Here is a 14,210-nt window from a genome sequence, read left to right on the forward strand (position 1 = left end):
CAGGTGGAATTCAAAGGATCTGCACAAACATCCCGACACCCTGGGTCAGGTGCCGGAGACCGGGTTGGTGAGCGTGCCGATGCCGGGTATCCGGCACTCGGCGACGTCGCCGGGACGGATCTGGATCGCCCCAGGGGTGCCCGTCGAGATGACATCGCCAGGGTAGAGCGGCATCACGGCGCTGTGGAAGCTGACCAGAAACTCTGGTGAGTAACGCATATTCGACACGGTGTTGGTCCGGTGCACCGAGCCGTTGAGCACCGTCGAGACCTCGATGTCGGCGAGCGAACCGCCGATCTCGTTGATCGGCACCACCTCTGGGCCGAAGGAGAAGAAGCCGGGAAAGTTCTTCGACCTGGTCAGGAACCGCGGATTGCGTTCCAGGATGTCCTCCGCGGTCTGGTCGAGCACCGGGCACACGCCGAACACGTGGTCCAGCGCATCGGCTTCGGAGACGTTGCGGCAGTATTTGCCGATCACCAGGCCGAGCTCGGCCTCGGCGGTGGTCCGGTGGCTCTGCACCGGCACGGTGATCGGATCGCCTGGGCCCACGATGGTGTGGTCGCCCTTGATGAACGACGCGGGCTCGTCCGGCACCTGCTCGGCGAGATCGGAGGCGTGGGCGACGTAGTTCAGCCCGATGCCCCAGATTTTGCGCGGATGCCGGTAGGGAGCGGTGAAGGTGACCGAATCACGCTGCTGGAACACGTCGTCGGCCGCGGCGTCGGCCCGCTCGGCGAGTTCGGTCAGCCGGCCCTGCCCGATCAGCGACATCACGTCGCCCGCCGCGGCACCGCCGATCAGCTTCGGCACGGCGGCCACACCGCGGTCGGGGTGAACGACGGCCGCAACCTCGCCCGCGGCCGTGCGGATCGTTGCCAAACGCATATGGATCTCCTCTGCTGGTCAGTGCGCGCGGATCAGGCCGCCGTCGCAACGAATCTGCGCGCCGGTGACGTAGGACGCCGGCCGACCGGCGAGGAAGGTCATGACCGCGGCGAATTCCTCGGGCGTGCCATAGCGACCGATCGGGATGCTCGCCTGCGAGGTGGCATCCACCTCGGCGACGTCACGGCCCTCGCGCTGCGCCGTCGCTTCGTTGAGTGCCTCGACGCGGTCGGTCCGAATCCGTCCGGGCAGAACGAGATTCACCGTCACACCGTCGGCGGCGACCTCGCTCGCGAGAGTCTTGAGGTAGCCGGCGAGCGCGGCCCGGCCGACGTTCGACGCCGCCAGCCTGTCGATCGGCGACTGGATTCCGCTGGAGCCGATCGCCACGATCCTGCCCCACCCGCGCTCGCGCATACCGGGCAGAACCGCCTCGACGAGCCGGATGTGGGGCAGCAGCAAGCGGTCGACCGCGGCCGCGGCGGAGTCGACGGTGAGCTCGGCGGCGGTACCGGCCGGTGGCCCACCGCCGTTGAGCACCAGTACCTCGACGGGCCCGAACGCGTCCTGCGCGGCCGTGACCAGCGCCGCAGGCCCCTCGGGGTCCATGAGGTCGACGCCGACCCCGATCGCCGCGGGCAGTCCGCGGGCCTGCTCGGCGGCCAGGTCGGCGCGGCGGCCGCCGATGACCACGCGAGCACCCTCCGCGCCGAGCGCTCTTGCGGTGGCGAGGCCGAGCCCCGACGTGCCTCCAGGCACCAGCGCGACCGTCCCGGTCAGCCCGTAGTCCATCCTGCGGTAGTCCTTTCTTCCGTGCGCGCCTCCCCCGCCCGGCCGTACGCCGGGCGGCGAGGTGCACATCGATCGTTTACTCGTCGGCGAAGCTCGTCAGGACCTTGTCCATGACATAGATGACATGTGCGGCTGCAAGCTCGGCCGCCTTACCGGCATCCTGGTTTCGGATCGCCCTGGCGATGTCCACGTGCGCCTCCCCGCAGACCTGGGAATCCCAGTCCGACAGCACATCCCGCTGCCGCAGGGTCTGACACAGCATGAGCGATTCTTCGACCCGGTGCCGGGCGGTGGTGTTTCCCGCCGCGACCGCGATGCTCCAGTGGAAGCGCCGGTCGTGGTCGCGGAACGTGCGCTTGTCGCCGTCCTTGGCGGCGGCCAGCGATGCGTCGGCGGCGGCGGTGATCTCGTCGCGGTGCCCCGCGTCGGCGCGCTGCGCGGCCAGCCTGGCGGTCAGGGCCTCCAGTCCGGAACGGACCTCGTAGGCCTCGCGGATCAGCTGCACCGAGGGAACCACGACGTGCGCGGCGCCGTCGACCAGTTCCACCAGCCCGATCATCCGCAGCTGCAGCAGGGCTTCCCGGACCGGCGTCTTGCTGACGCCGAGGATGCCGGCGATCTTGGCCTCGCTGAGCCGGGCGCCCGGTGCGAACTGCTTGGAGACGATCAGTTCGCGGACCTGCTCCAGGACGATCTCGCCCAGCTTGCGCGGCCGCTCGAGCGTGACCCTCAGCGGAGGCTCGCTCGACACGCCGACATCGCTACCAGTGCTCACGAAATCCCCTGACTAGACCTCATATTTGCGGATCAACGCCTCGTCGAACTCCCAGCCCACACCCGGCCGCTCCGGCACGATGACGTGCCCGTCGGCGAACACGAGCCTGCTCTCCGGAGTCATGATCTCCTCCAGATTGTAGATGCCCTTGTCCTTGGAGAAGTGTTCGACGACCAGCCCGTTCTCACTGGCGGCGACGAGGTGGACATGCAGGTTGGCGTGCCAGTGCGGGGCGACCGGGACACCGAATGTCAGTGCCGTACGGGCGATGGTGAGCCACTCCGACACCCCACCGACGACACCGGCATCGGCCTGCAGAATCGCCGCCGCATTCTGGTTCAGCAGGCTCAGGAACTCCCACCGGGTCTGGTGGATCTCCCCGGTGGCCACCGGGGTGTCGACCGCCCCGGCGATGCGCGCGTGGCCGGCGATGTCCTCGGGCGACAGCGGCTCCTCCATCCACCACAGCCCGGCGTCGCCCGCGGCGCGCTCCAGGATCCGGGTGGCCCGGATCGCCTCGGCCGGCGTGCGGTAGGCGTTGTTGGCATCCACGGCCAGCCGGCCGGTGCCGTCGATCACCTCGATCGCCGCCGCGACCCGTCGGGCGTCGGCCGCCGGGGGCAGACCGCCGACCTTGATCTTGTGGTCGACGAATCCCAGCGAACGGTTGAGCTCGATCTCGGCGCGCACCGTGGCGGCCGGGTCCGGATCGCCCGCGCGGTAGTAGCCACCGGACGCGTAGGCCGGGATCCCGCCGGTGCGCCCGCCCAGCAGCTGGGCCAGCGGCAGCCGCGCCCGCTTGCCGGCCAGGTCCCACAGGGCGATGTCGATGGCGGCGATGCAGCGCACGACCATGCCGCGGCGCCCCTGCATCAGGCTCTCCTGGTACAGCCGGGCCCACAGGCCCGCGATATCGGCCGGGTCGGCACCGAGCAGGGTCGAGGCCAGCACATCGTCGATCGCCTCGGCCGCCGAGCGACCGCCCGCCGTACCGACATAGGACACGCCAACGCCGACCGCGTCGGTGTCGGAGTCCTCGATGGTCACCATGACGTAGTCCCGCTGAACCAGCTTGCGGGTGGACTGGCTGATGCCGGCCTGCACCGGAATCCGGACCGCCGTGGCGCGCACCGCTGTGATGGACATTGAGTCACCTTTCGTTCTGGCGTACGAGATATCGTATCTCACTACATGATGGACTAGACGAGGCCGAGGACCGCGAGCACCCCGAACCCGACGAAGAACAATCCACTCCCACCGATGGCGAGGTTCCCGAGCCACCGGTTGCGATAGTCGGCCGATACCGATTTGGAGTTCAAGAACCACAGCAGGGTGCCGGCGAGAAATGGGAAGAACACCGCGCCGAGCGCCGAATAGGTGATCACCAGCAAAACCGGCTTATCGAGGATGAGCAACACCATCGGCGGGAACGTGATGAACAACAGATAACCGCGGAACCATTTCCCGGCGGGGCTCAGAATTTCCTTGGCCCGGTCCTCGGGCACTTTACGGACGACCCGGATGAAATCGGCGAAGAGATGGCTGCTGCCGTGCCACACCCCGAAGACAGTGCTTGTCGCGGCAGCCCAGAAACCGATCAGGAACAGCTGCTTGGCGAGGACGCCGAGGCGTTGGCCCATCGGGTCGGCCAGCGAGATCAGGCCGCCGGCTCCGCTGATGTTCTGGCCAGTGCCGAACAGCAGGCCGGCCCCGACGAACATCATCGCGATCATGAACACCCCGGTCACCAGATAGCCCGATCCCAGGTCGATGCGCATCGTCGGAATCCACTTGGGCGAATTCCAACCCCGGTCTCGGACCCAGTACGGGTAGAACGCGAGGGCCTGCGAACCACCGATCCCGCCGATCAGCGCCAGGATGCCGAGCGCCGCACCGTCCGGAACGTTGGGCAACAGCCCCGAACCGAGCTGGCTGACGTCGGGCTCGGTGAGGAACGCCAGCGTGACGACGGTGACGAACAGGACTCCAACGAGCACCGTCATCACCCGTTCGAGCAACCCGTACCGGCCGAACCACACCAGGGCGAACCCCAGCAGTGCGTGCACGACCGCCCACGCCCACAGCGGCATCACACCGGGAAACAAAGCCGACATCGCCAGTCCAGCCGCCGAGGTGACACCCGCCGACGTGATGAATGTGGCCAATACGAAGAACAGCATGAAATACCCGGAGGCGATCGGGCTCAGCGAATGCCACGCGGCCACAAGTGTCTGCCGGGTCGCCATATAGAACCGGCCGATTCCCTCGCTCAGCGGATATTTGAGGACGCTGCCCAGCAGAATCGCCCACAGCAGCAACACCCCGTATTCGGTTCCCGCGTTGAGGCCGTTCACCATATCGCCCGCGCCGATGCCAGTCGCGGCCATGACCAGCCCCGGCCCGACCATTCGCAACCGGCGCCAGCCGGTGGCCGGCGCCGGTTCGTCCTTGTCTACGGGTATGGCAGTCGCCGCGTTCTCCGTCATCTCGTCTCCCGAATCGTCGTCGATTCCTGCTGGTCCAGCCACTTTCACGACGTGGTAGCACCCCGAATCGAACGATCATCGGGGCTCAACAACGAGATACGATATGTGAGATACGAAATATCGACAAGGGTGGACTCGACGGCGATACAGCCGTTCAGCGATGAAAGCGGGTCGTCTCGTCGAGTGCGGCGCGAGGGATGTCGATTCTGTTGATCGCCGCCTCGGTGTCGGCGTACCCGAAGGAGATGCCGAACAGCAGTTTTCGGTCACGCACTGCCAGCACGTCTCGGACGGTGTCCGCATAGAAGCTGAGCAGCCCCTGCGGGCAGCTCGCGATTCCGTGCGCCGTGAGCGCCAGGAGCAGAGTCTGGGCGTACATGCCCAGATCCGCGGCCATCCGCGCCTCGGCGTTGCCGGGCAGGAACAGCATCGCCACGTGCGGCGCGCCGTAGAACTTCAGGCTCTCCGCGTCGTAGGCGGACCGCGCCCGGTCGTCGTCGCGGGCGATCCCCAATGCCCGGTACATGGCGGCACCCGCGGCCCGGCGCCGATGCGCGTAGAGCCCGGTGTACAGGTCGTCACGGTACGGGAAGTCCGTCGTCACCGCCTGACGGGCATGCGCCTGTAACAATGCCTCGCTGAGCCGGTTCCGGGTCTCACCGCTGGCCACCTCGATATGCCACGGCTGGGTGTTGGAGTTCGACGGGGCCGCGCCGGCCAACGAGAACACTGCGCGCAGAATCTCTTCCGGTACCGGATCGGAACGGAACGACCGTACGGCGCGACGACCGCGGACCAGCCGTTCGGCGTAGGCGGGCAACGTATTCACCGACATGGTGCTGCTCCTGCGGCCTTTGGTTCGGTGAACGTGTGAGCCGGGATCGGGGCCTCCAGCTCCTCAACGCGGTAATCCGTTGCAGAACATCCGGTCTCATCACCTGCCCACGCGATGAACTCCGCCCATCGCGGGTAGAGGCTCATCGGGTCGGGTCCGAACTCACCGCGGCTTGCCTCGGCGATGTCAACGACACCGTCGCCGAGCAGCAGCTGCGCCCGGCCGTTCAGATTCGCGATACGCACATGGTCTCCTGGAGAAATGTCACTGCGGGTGCCAGCACTTCCGGTGTGGCGAACCGCGGGTCGGCATGGTCGGCACCGGCCACCACGTTCAGCACCGATGTCCCACCGGCGTCCAACACCGCCCGGTGCACGGCTACGCTGTGGCGCATGCCGCAGCGTCGATCGGCGTCGCCGTGGCTCAGGTGCATCGGTGGCACCCGATCCGCCCGCCGGACGGCGGCCGCCACGGATGCCCCGGCAAGACCGTCGTCGTCGAGACCGCTGAAGAACGGCCGGACTGCCTCGACGCCCTCCGGTTCCGTCAGCGGATAGTGCAGCACGAGGGCCGACAGGCGCGCCGCGCCGCGAAGTGCGGCCAGGGCCATCAGATAACCGCCCGCCGAACTGCCCCATCCGGCGATCCGGTCGGCGTCCAGTCCGTAGGACTCGGCGTTGGCCCGCACCCAGCCGATCGCCGCCAGCACATCGCCGACCGGCTCGGGATAGCGAGCCTCACCGCTGAGCCGGTAGTCGATGGATGCCACGGCGAAACCCTTGGCGGGCAGGCTCGCCCACGGCCCCATCTCCTTCACCCCAGCGACGAACCCGCCACCATGGGCGTACACCACCACCGGTGCCGTCCCACCCGTCACCGGCACGTGCAGGTCCAGGGTCAACGGTCGCCAGCCGGGCCGGACCGCGTACCTCAGGCCCAGATAGGACATCGCGTCGTCGATGACCCGCACCGGTCCGGGGCGCATCAGTCGGGGATCGGCGAGATCACCTGGCTGCACGGTCACGGCACCAGCACCGCACGACCCCGGACCCGGTCGTTCACGAGGTCGTCGAATGCCTGCGCGGCGGCGTCGAGTGGATAGCGCCGGCTGTGCAGCGTGATCCTGCCGGTGTGTGCGAGCTCCATCAACTCGACCAGCTCGCGGTGACTGCCAACACTGTTCCCGATGATATTGCGCTGACCCAGAACGAATTCGGCAGTCGGTGCCCGTAGTTCGCCGCCGTAACCGATGACATAGTGCGAACCCCCGTTGGCGGTCATGGACCAGGCGTCCTGCTCGGCCCCGCCCTCGGCGACGAAGTCGAAGACGACCTCCGCGCGACGCCCGCCGGTGATGTCGGTGACCTGCTCGACGTGGGAGCCGTCGGCCAGGACGGTGTGGTCGGCGCCGATGCTTTTGGCCAGGTCCAGCGCGGCCGGGTTGGTGTCGACCGCGACGATGGTGGTCGCGGTCAACGCCGTCAGCGCCTGGATGCCGATGTGCCCGAGCCCGCCGATCCCCTGAACCACCGCGGTGGTTCCCGGGGGCAGCAGCGGAATGGCTTTGCGTACGGCGTGATAGGCCGTCAGACCGGCATCGGCGAGGGCCGCCACCTCGGCGGGCTCGGTGCCCTGGCGGAGTTTGACGCAGGCCCTGGCACTGGTGCGCAGGTATTCGGCCATACCGCCGTCGTGGTCGGATACGCCGGGGAAGAAGGCGTTCTCACACAACATGTCGTCACCGCGTCGGCAACCCGGGCACAACCCACAGGACGGTTGGGGATGCACGATGACCGCGTCCCCGACCGCGACATTGGTCACGCCCGCTCCGGCATCCACGATCCAGCCTGCGTTCTCGTGGCCGAGGGTGTACGGGAGGGCCGGGTTCATCGCCTTCTGCCACTGCCCCTCGACGATGTGTAGATCGGTCCGGCACACCCCGGCGCCGCCGATCCGCACGATGACGTCCAGCGGACCGGTCAGCACCGGGTCAGGGACATCCTCCACGGTCGGCGGCTTCTGATAGTCATGCAGCCGAACGGCTTTCATCGATGATCTCCTTCGAGGTCGGTGATTCGGTGTGCTTGCGGGTCGTCATGAGCAGCACGGCGAGCCCGGCCGCCACCATCGGCCAGGCCAACAGGCGGAACAGCGACTCCGGCGACCACGCATCGTCGAGCAGGACGCCCGCGAGGATCGGTGCGGTAAGCGCACCGATCCGGCCGATGCCCATCGCCCAGCCCATGCCGGTGGCCCGCACCGGTGCCGCGTACAACTCCGGGCCTATCGAATGCAGCCCGGCGGCACAGGCATTGATGAACAGCCCGACCGCGATCGCGACCGCCAATGCCGAGGGAAGCGATCCGAGCGCGAACGTCATGACCAGAAACGCCAGACCGCACAACGCGAACGCGGCGGCGGTCAGTGTTCTTCTCGGTGTGCGCAGGGCGAGCACCCCGAACAGCAGCGTGCCCACGAGGCCGCCGAGGTTGAGCAGGACCCCGGCGCTCAACCCCTGCTGCCCGGAGAACCCGCTCTGCTCCAGGAGCCGTGGTGTCCAACTCGCCGCGAAGTAGAAGCCACCCATCAGCACGAAATAGGACAACCACAGCGCAGCGGTGGGCGCGGCGTTGTGCCGATCGAACATGGCCCGGACGGCGATCCGTGGGGCGGTGGGCTGTCGGTGTTGCCGGGATTCCGGTAGCGCGACGGTCACGGCCGACGCCAGGATCACGGTCAGCACGGCACCGACCACGAAGGGCGCCCGCCACCCGTGCCCGGACACCAGCATGGCCGCGATGACACCGCCCAGGATGCCGCCCGCCGGAAGGCCCGCCGCGTACAGCGCAATCATGCTGCCGCGCCAGCGCTTCGGCGTCAGCTCGGTGATGACGACCGGGAGGCTGGCCACCGTCGCACCCACTCCGAGCCCGGTCAACGCCCGACCGGAGCCGAGCATGACCGGACCGGTGGACAACGCCGCGACGGTCATCCCCAGCCCGCAGCATACGAGCGCGAGGGGGGTCACCGGGCGCCTGCCGAAACGGTCGGCCAGTGGGGCGATGAACGCCGACCCCAGCGCCATCCCCACCAGGCCGCTGCTCAGCAACAGCCCTACCGCGGATTCGCCGAGTGACCACTCGTCGGCCACGCCCGTCGCCGCGAAGGCCATCACCAGGACGTCGAAACCCTCGACCACGTTGATCAGCAGGCAGAGTCCGACGACGGCGGCGTTGCGTCGCGTCAGCGTGTGCTCAGCCACGATAGGCGGTGGCGTCGATCTCCACCCGCAGATCGGGCCGCACCAGCCCCTGCACGATCAGCAGGGTGTTCGGCGGGTATTGACCACTCGGATAGTGCGCGGCGAAGAAGGCCTGGCGCGCCGCATAGAACTCGGCGATGTCGTCGGGCGATACCAGGTAGGTGACGAACCGCATCACCTGTAGCAGCGAACTCCCCTGGGAAATCAGCGCTTTGGTGATGTTCTCATAGGCCCGGTAGGTCTGGCTGGTGACGTCGGGGCCGGCTACCGAATTGTCCTTGTCGAGGCCGCATTGGCCCGCCACGAAGACCAGATCACCGGCCATGGCGACATGGGTGTAGGCGCTGAGGGGTGCCCCCAGGTCGTGCGGGTTGTGATAGGTCGGCAGGGTCGTCATATCAGTTCCTCATATCGGTTGCGGACACCAACTCGGCACGGGTGCCGCCCGCGAGCACCCGGTCAACCGCATGGGACAGCTCCTCGGCGGTGCCCGAGCCCCTGGACCGCCAGGCGACATGACCGTCGGGACGCACCAGCACGGCGCCGTCGCGCTCGATCGTCAACGGGCCCAGCAGGTGTGGCAATCGCTTGACCTGCAAGCTCACCGGTGACCGTGACGCGAGCAGTTCGCCCGCCCGTTGCCAGTCGTCGGCGTCCGGACCGCACACCAGGACGAACGCGGTGTCGAACCAGTCGATGCTCGACTCGGCCTGCCCCGCGTCGATCCAGAAGTGCGGAAAGCGTGCGCCGGGCCGATCGGTCGGCCAGTACCGCTGGGCGTCGTAGGGCGGGACGGGTGAGCCGTCGTCGACGATGGCACCGTCGGTGTAGACGAACCCCATCGACTGCCCGTCGCTGTGCAGCTGTTTGTCCTGATCGCGCATGAGCTCCCGCCACGTCTCGGGGTCCTCGTCGCGGTGGACGAAGGCCTCGTCCATCCGGTCGATGCGGTGCTGGTTGCCGACCGAGAACGCGGTGTTGGACTGGGCCACCGGCCGTCGTTCGGCTTCGTAGGTGTCCAGCGGCGCATCGGCCCCGGCCCCGGTCAGCGCCGCGGCGAGCTTCCAGGCCAGGTTGTGCACGTCCTGCACCCCGGAGTTCAACCCGTTGCCGCCCGCGGTCGGGAAGCGGTGCGCGGCGTCCCCGGCGAGAAACACCCGGCCGACCCGGAACTGCTGGGCGACTTGTGCACTCATCTTCCAGTTCATCACGTTGATGCGCTCGACCGGCAGGTCCGGCAGGCCCCACTGCTCCCGGACGGCCTCGATCAACCGGGCCTCCGACATGGGCTGCTCGCCGTCCCGCAGTTTCTGTACCGTCAGCCACCGGTCGCCCACCGGCCCGGTGGCCAGCACGATGGTGTCCTCCTTGGACCGGTCCCGCGGGCGTACGAAGAAGCCGATCGCACTGCGCACATGCGGAAAGTGGCTGACGTCGGCGCGGTAATAGTGGTTGGCCATCAACGCCATCTGCTCCGGGCCGTCCATCACCACACCGAGCCGGGACCGCACCCGGCTCGACGCACCGTCGCAGCCGACCAGATACCTGGCCCGAACCTCGTATTCGTGACCGCCGGCGACCCGGCGCAGTCGGGCCGTCACGCCGTCCGGATCCTGCTGGAAATCAACCAGTTCGGTGGATCTGCGGACTTCCGCCTTCGCGCACCGGGACAGCGCGTCGTCGAGCGCCTCCTCGACCGCGTCCTGCGGCACGATCGACCGCGGCGCGGGCGTATTAGTGGTCGGCGCGGGTTGCGTGTAGGCCACCAACGGTCCGTTGAGGCTCTCGCACCAGCATGCGACGTCGGATTCCTGGGGCAGACCCGCCCGGCGCACCCGCTCCTCGATACCCCAGACCCGGAACTGCTCCATGGTGCGGGCATGGCAGCCACGGGATTTGGGGTGCGTCGTGGTGGTCGCGCGGCGCTCGGCCAGCAGGCTGTCCACCCCGAACCGGTCCAGCAGCAGGGCCAGGCTCATGCCCGCCGGCCCGCCGCCCACGATCAGTACATCGATCATGTCGGGTCCTCTCAGTCGACGTAGGCGACGCGGCTCTTGCAACGGTCGTCGTCGAGCTCGGGCAACACCACAACCCGTTCCTGCTCGAATGCGTCGGTGCGTGCGGTGACGAACGCCGCGTCGATGGTGTGGCTGCGGTTGTAGGACACGTGCGGGCAGAACGGCGGGATGTAGAGGAAGTCGCCCTCGCCCAGGACGAGGTCATGCTCCAGTTCGGCGCCCCAGAAGAAGTGCACGCTACCCTTGATGCCGTAGAGGGCCGACTCGTGCTCCAGATGGTAATGGGCGTTCGATTTCTCACCGGGCCGCAGCGACGTCACCAACAGCGACAGGTGTTTTGACGGTGTGCTCACACCGTTGACCCCGAACAGTGCGTGGACATCCTGCTTGGCGCGAACCTCGTTCTCCGGACGGACGCGGGTGACGTCGCCGTCCCAGGTGACCTTGAGATCCATCTCGATCGTCCTCTCTGTGCATCGGGCGCCGCACGGAACTGCGGGCACCGTGCGATATTGCGCCGGATCACAGAGCGTTCGAGGATGGTGTTCAAACTTTGAACAGTTCGAGCGAGTATCGGAGGCCAAGCTTCCGTTGCCGCGCCAGAACAAGACCGCGTCCGTCCCCGCGGTTCTGAGGGCCGCGTCAGTCGGTGAAGGCGACCGACGCGGCGAGATCCTGCTGGGCTTCGAGGGCCATGAGACGTTCGGAGAGTGCCGTGTGGACGGCGTTGTAGGTGTCGGATCCGAATGCAAGACGCATCGGCGGATCCGGGTGGCGGGTGGTGTCGTAGATGACGGCCGCAATCTTGGCCGGGTCACCGGTGAAAGCTGTGTCGTCGGCAGACTGCAGTAACCGCCGGGTCTGACCGACGGCGTTGTCCCGGTAGGGATCCGATTCGGTGGTGTAACGCATGGCCGACCCGAAACCGGTGCGGGTGCCGCCGGGCTGGACCAGCGTGAGGCGGATGTCGAAGTCGGCGACTTCACGGCTGACGCTCTCGGTGAAACCCTCCAGCCCCCATTTACCGGCGTGGTAGGCGCTGTGGGTGGGCACCGCCACCTGGCCACCCATACTGGAGATCTGGATGATCCGCCCACCGCCCTGGGCGCGCATCGGGCCCAGGAACGCCCGGGTGATCACCATCGGGGCCAACAGCAGAACCTCGACCTGGTCGCGGATCTGCCCGACCGTCATCTCCTCGGCCGCGCCCACCACCACGTATCCGGCGTTGTTGACGACAATGTCGACTGGACCGGCCCCCAGGGTCCGCTCGAGCACCTCGTCGACATCGGCCGGCCGGGTGAGGTCGAGGCTTACGACGGTCAGCCGGTCACCGTGAGTCTCGCTCAGGTCGAGTAGGGCACCGCTACGCCGAACTGTGGCGGTGACACGATCGCCGTGCCGCAGCGCGTGCTCGGTGAGGTGGCGGCCCAAGCCACCGGAGGCCCCGGTGATGAACCAGTGGCGAATTGGCTTGTCAGGAATTGCCGTAATCGATGTCACCCCATTCGGAACGGATCGCGGATCTGGCCGGCGAGTTCGATGACGACTATACGGATCGGACGGGCCTGAACACTTCGTCACGACCGTCGGCCGCACGACAGTTTCCAGGGGAAGACATCCTGTGGTAAATCATCGGCCTGACATGGCGATCGGGCAGCAAACCATCCGATAGGTTGGATGCGTGAGCACACTCGCGGATGTCGCCAAGCTGGCCGGGGTCGGGGTGGGCACGGCGTCGCGTGCGCTCAGCGGAAAAGGCTATGTCGACGAACAGACGCGACGTCGGGTGCGAGTGGCTGCCGCGCAACTGGAATATCGGGGCAATGCGGCAGCCAGGGCATTGCGAGAACGACGAAGCAGAGCGGTCGGCCTGCTCATCCCCGACCTGACCAACGAGTTCTACACCTCGGCGGCCGAGGTACTGCAGACCGAGCTGGACGCCGAGGGGTTTCAGCTGATCGTCGCGCAGACCCGCGGCCTCATCGATGAAGAACGCGAGGCCTGGGAGAGCATGCTCAGCCGACAGGTTGACGGGGTCGTGCACGTGCCGGTCGATCCGTCCACCCCGGTTCCCAAGGAGATCCCGGTCGTTCAGCTCCGTTCCGGTGACGGGAATGAACGGGCACGCCCTGGCGGCTGTCCGCGGCGAGCCAGAACGTACGCCACACATCGGGGACTTACAGGCGCTTCTCGAAAAAGAGCTGCGCATACGGATTGTCGTTGTAGCGGTCGATCCGCACGTAACCGGCGCGCTCGTACAGCGCGACCGCCTCGGTGAGGTTGCCATTGGTGTCGAGCCGGACACCGGCGAAACCGTCCTCAGCGGCAAGCGACTCCAGGTGGCGCAGTATCCGGCTACCCAAACCGACACCGCGCCAGCCACTGTCGACCCACATACGCTTGATCTCGGCAAACCGCTCGGCCCCATCCACATCGAGCGGGCGGACGCCACCGTACGCGACCGGCGGCCCGTCGCAGAGCGCGGCGACGTAGCGTGCACCCGGCTCCGCCTCGATCGGGGCACCGAGTTCGAAGCCTTGCGGGAAGCGAACATTCAGCTCGTCGACATAACGGGTGAGCGCAGTGTGTGCGTCGGGCGAATCCTGTGCCACCTCGACGATGTGCACCGTGGCTGCACGTACGAGTAGTTCGGCGGTCGCCAGAGCGTCAGCCAGACGCTGCTGTTGCCGCGATGCCAACGGCGCGACCAGCTCGGCGGCCAGGTTCTCCGAACGCTCCTCCAGTTCGGCGACGGCACTACGGCCGCTTGCGGTGAGTTCGACTATGCGGCGGCGCCCATCGGCGGGATCCGGCCTGACACCGACGAGGTCCTCGCTCTCCAACCGGGCCAGCATGCGGGTGACATAACCGGAGTCGAGGCCCAAGCGATCGCGCAGCTCACGGATCGTGATTGTCCCCGCGCCGCCGATCTCGAACAGCAGCCGCGATGCATTGAGCGGCCGCCCGGTGCCCAGGTAGGACTCTTCGAGCACACCGATGCGTTGCGTATAGGTGCGGTTGAACTGCCGCAGAGTGGCGGTGACGTTCATATCTCTGACTATAGTCAGAGAATTTGCGCGGCCGCTACTCCCTAGTTGTTCCGCCCGTGAATGGATGCGGCTAAGGGTTTCGAGGGCCACACTGCATGCCG

The 14,210-nt window shown here is 67.4% G+C and carries 16 protein-coding genes; 1 reads left to right on the forward strand and 15 read right to left on the reverse strand.

Annotated elements, in window-relative coordinates:
- Positions 1-45: 45 nt before the first annotated feature.
- From ACWDTP_RS08680 to ACWDTP_RS08745, 14 genes are all read right to left on the reverse strand, one after another.
- Positions 46-888: a fumarylacetoacetate hydrolase family protein gene (locus ACWDTP_RS08680; protein ID WP_450018571.1), complete on the reverse strand. Its 843-nt coding sequence runs from the start codon at positions 886-888 to the stop codon at positions 46-48.
- A gap of 18 nt (positions 889-906) precedes the next feature.
- Complete coding sequence (locus ACWDTP_RS08685; RefSeq protein WP_450018573.1) at positions 907-1,680, reverse strand: SDR family oxidoreductase; 774 nt, start codon at positions 1,678-1,680, stop codon at positions 907-909.
- A gap of 76 nt (positions 1,681-1,756) precedes the next feature.
- Positions 1,757-2,455, reverse strand: a complete 699-nt coding sequence (locus ACWDTP_RS08690; protein WP_450018575.1) for a GntR family transcriptional regulator — start codon at positions 2,453-2,455, stop codon at positions 1,757-1,759.
- Positions 2,456-2,467: 12 nt separating this feature from the next.
- The gene (locus ACWDTP_RS08695; RefSeq protein ID WP_450018577.1) at positions 2,468-3,601 is read right to left on the reverse strand and encodes a mandelate racemase/muconate lactonizing enzyme family protein; all 1,134 of its coding nucleotides are present in this window, start codon (positions 3,599-3,601) and stop codon (positions 2,468-2,470) included.
- Positions 3,602-3,654: 53 nt separating this feature from the next.
- A complete protein-coding gene (locus ACWDTP_RS08700) occupies positions 3,655-4,941 on the reverse strand; it encodes an Nramp family divalent metal transporter (RefSeq protein ID WP_450018579.1) in 1,287 nt (428 codons plus the stop codon).
- Between the two features lie 154 nt (positions 4,942-5,095).
- Positions 5,096-5,776, reverse strand: coding sequence for a nitroreductase (locus ACWDTP_RS08705; RefSeq protein WP_450018581.1), 681 nt, complete (start codon positions 5,774-5,776; stop codon positions 5,096-5,098).
- Positions 5,767-6,021, reverse strand: coding sequence for a hypothetical protein (locus ACWDTP_RS08710; protein ID WP_450018583.1), 255 nt, complete (start codon positions 6,019-6,021; stop codon positions 5,767-5,769). Before ACWDTP_RS08710 ends, ACWDTP_RS08705 begins: the two co-directional genes overlap by 10 nt.
- Positions 6,003-6,800, reverse strand: coding sequence for an alpha/beta hydrolase (locus ACWDTP_RS08715; protein ID WP_450018585.1), 798 nt, complete (start codon positions 6,798-6,800; stop codon positions 6,003-6,005). The genes ACWDTP_RS08710 and ACWDTP_RS08715 overlap by 19 nt, the downstream gene beginning before the upstream one ends.
- Entirely contained in the window at positions 6,797-7,825 is a 1,029-nt protein-coding gene (locus tag ACWDTP_RS08720; RefSeq protein WP_450018587.1) for an NAD(P)-dependent alcohol dehydrogenase, read from the reverse strand. Before ACWDTP_RS08720 ends, ACWDTP_RS08715 begins: the two co-directional genes overlap by 4 nt.
- The gene (locus tag ACWDTP_RS08725; RefSeq protein WP_450018589.1) at positions 7,803-9,038 is read right to left on the reverse strand and encodes an MFS transporter; all 1,236 of its coding nucleotides are present in this window, start codon (positions 9,036-9,038) and stop codon (positions 7,803-7,805) included. Before ACWDTP_RS08725 ends, ACWDTP_RS08720 begins: the two co-directional genes overlap by 23 nt.
- The gene (locus tag ACWDTP_RS08730) at positions 9,031-9,435 is read right to left on the reverse strand and encodes a RidA family protein (RefSeq protein WP_450018591.1); all 405 of its coding nucleotides are present in this window, start codon (positions 9,433-9,435) and stop codon (positions 9,031-9,033) included. The genes ACWDTP_RS08725 and ACWDTP_RS08730 overlap by 8 nt, the downstream gene beginning before the upstream one ends.
- Before the next feature lies 1 nt (position 9,436).
- Positions 9,437-11,056, reverse strand: coding sequence for an FAD-dependent monooxygenase (locus ACWDTP_RS08735; RefSeq protein ID WP_450018593.1), 1,620 nt, complete (start codon positions 11,054-11,056; stop codon positions 9,437-9,439).
- Between the two features lie 11 nt (positions 11,057-11,067).
- Positions 11,068-11,511: a cupin domain-containing protein gene (locus tag ACWDTP_RS08740; protein ID WP_450018595.1), complete on the reverse strand. Its 444-nt coding sequence runs from the start codon at positions 11,509-11,511 to the stop codon at positions 11,068-11,070.
- 187 nt (positions 11,512-11,698) lie between these two features.
- Positions 11,699-12,559 carry an SDR family oxidoreductase gene (locus ACWDTP_RS08745; protein ID WP_450018596.1) on the reverse strand — a complete coding sequence of 287 codons (861 nt, stop codon included), beginning with the start codon at positions 12,557-12,559 and terminating at the stop codon, positions 11,699-11,701.
- 223 nt (positions 12,560-12,782) lie between these two features.
- Between ACWDTP_RS08745 and ACWDTP_RS08750 the strand changes: the two genes are divergently transcribed.
- Entirely contained in the window at positions 12,783-13,337 is a 555-nt protein-coding gene (locus ACWDTP_RS08750) for a hypothetical protein (protein ID WP_450018639.1), read from the forward strand.
- Here the strand turns inward: ACWDTP_RS08750 and ACWDTP_RS08755 are convergent.
- A complete protein-coding gene (locus tag ACWDTP_RS08755; protein WP_450018598.1) occupies positions 13,237-14,109 on the reverse strand; it encodes a GNAT family N-acetyltransferase in 873 nt (290 codons plus the stop codon). The two genes, ACWDTP_RS08750 and ACWDTP_RS08755, sit on opposite strands and share 101 nt — an antisense overlap.
- Between the last annotated feature and the right edge of the window lie 101 nt (positions 14,110-14,210).

The sequence above is a fragment of the Mycobacterium sp. NPDC003449 genome (assembly GCF_053588415.1).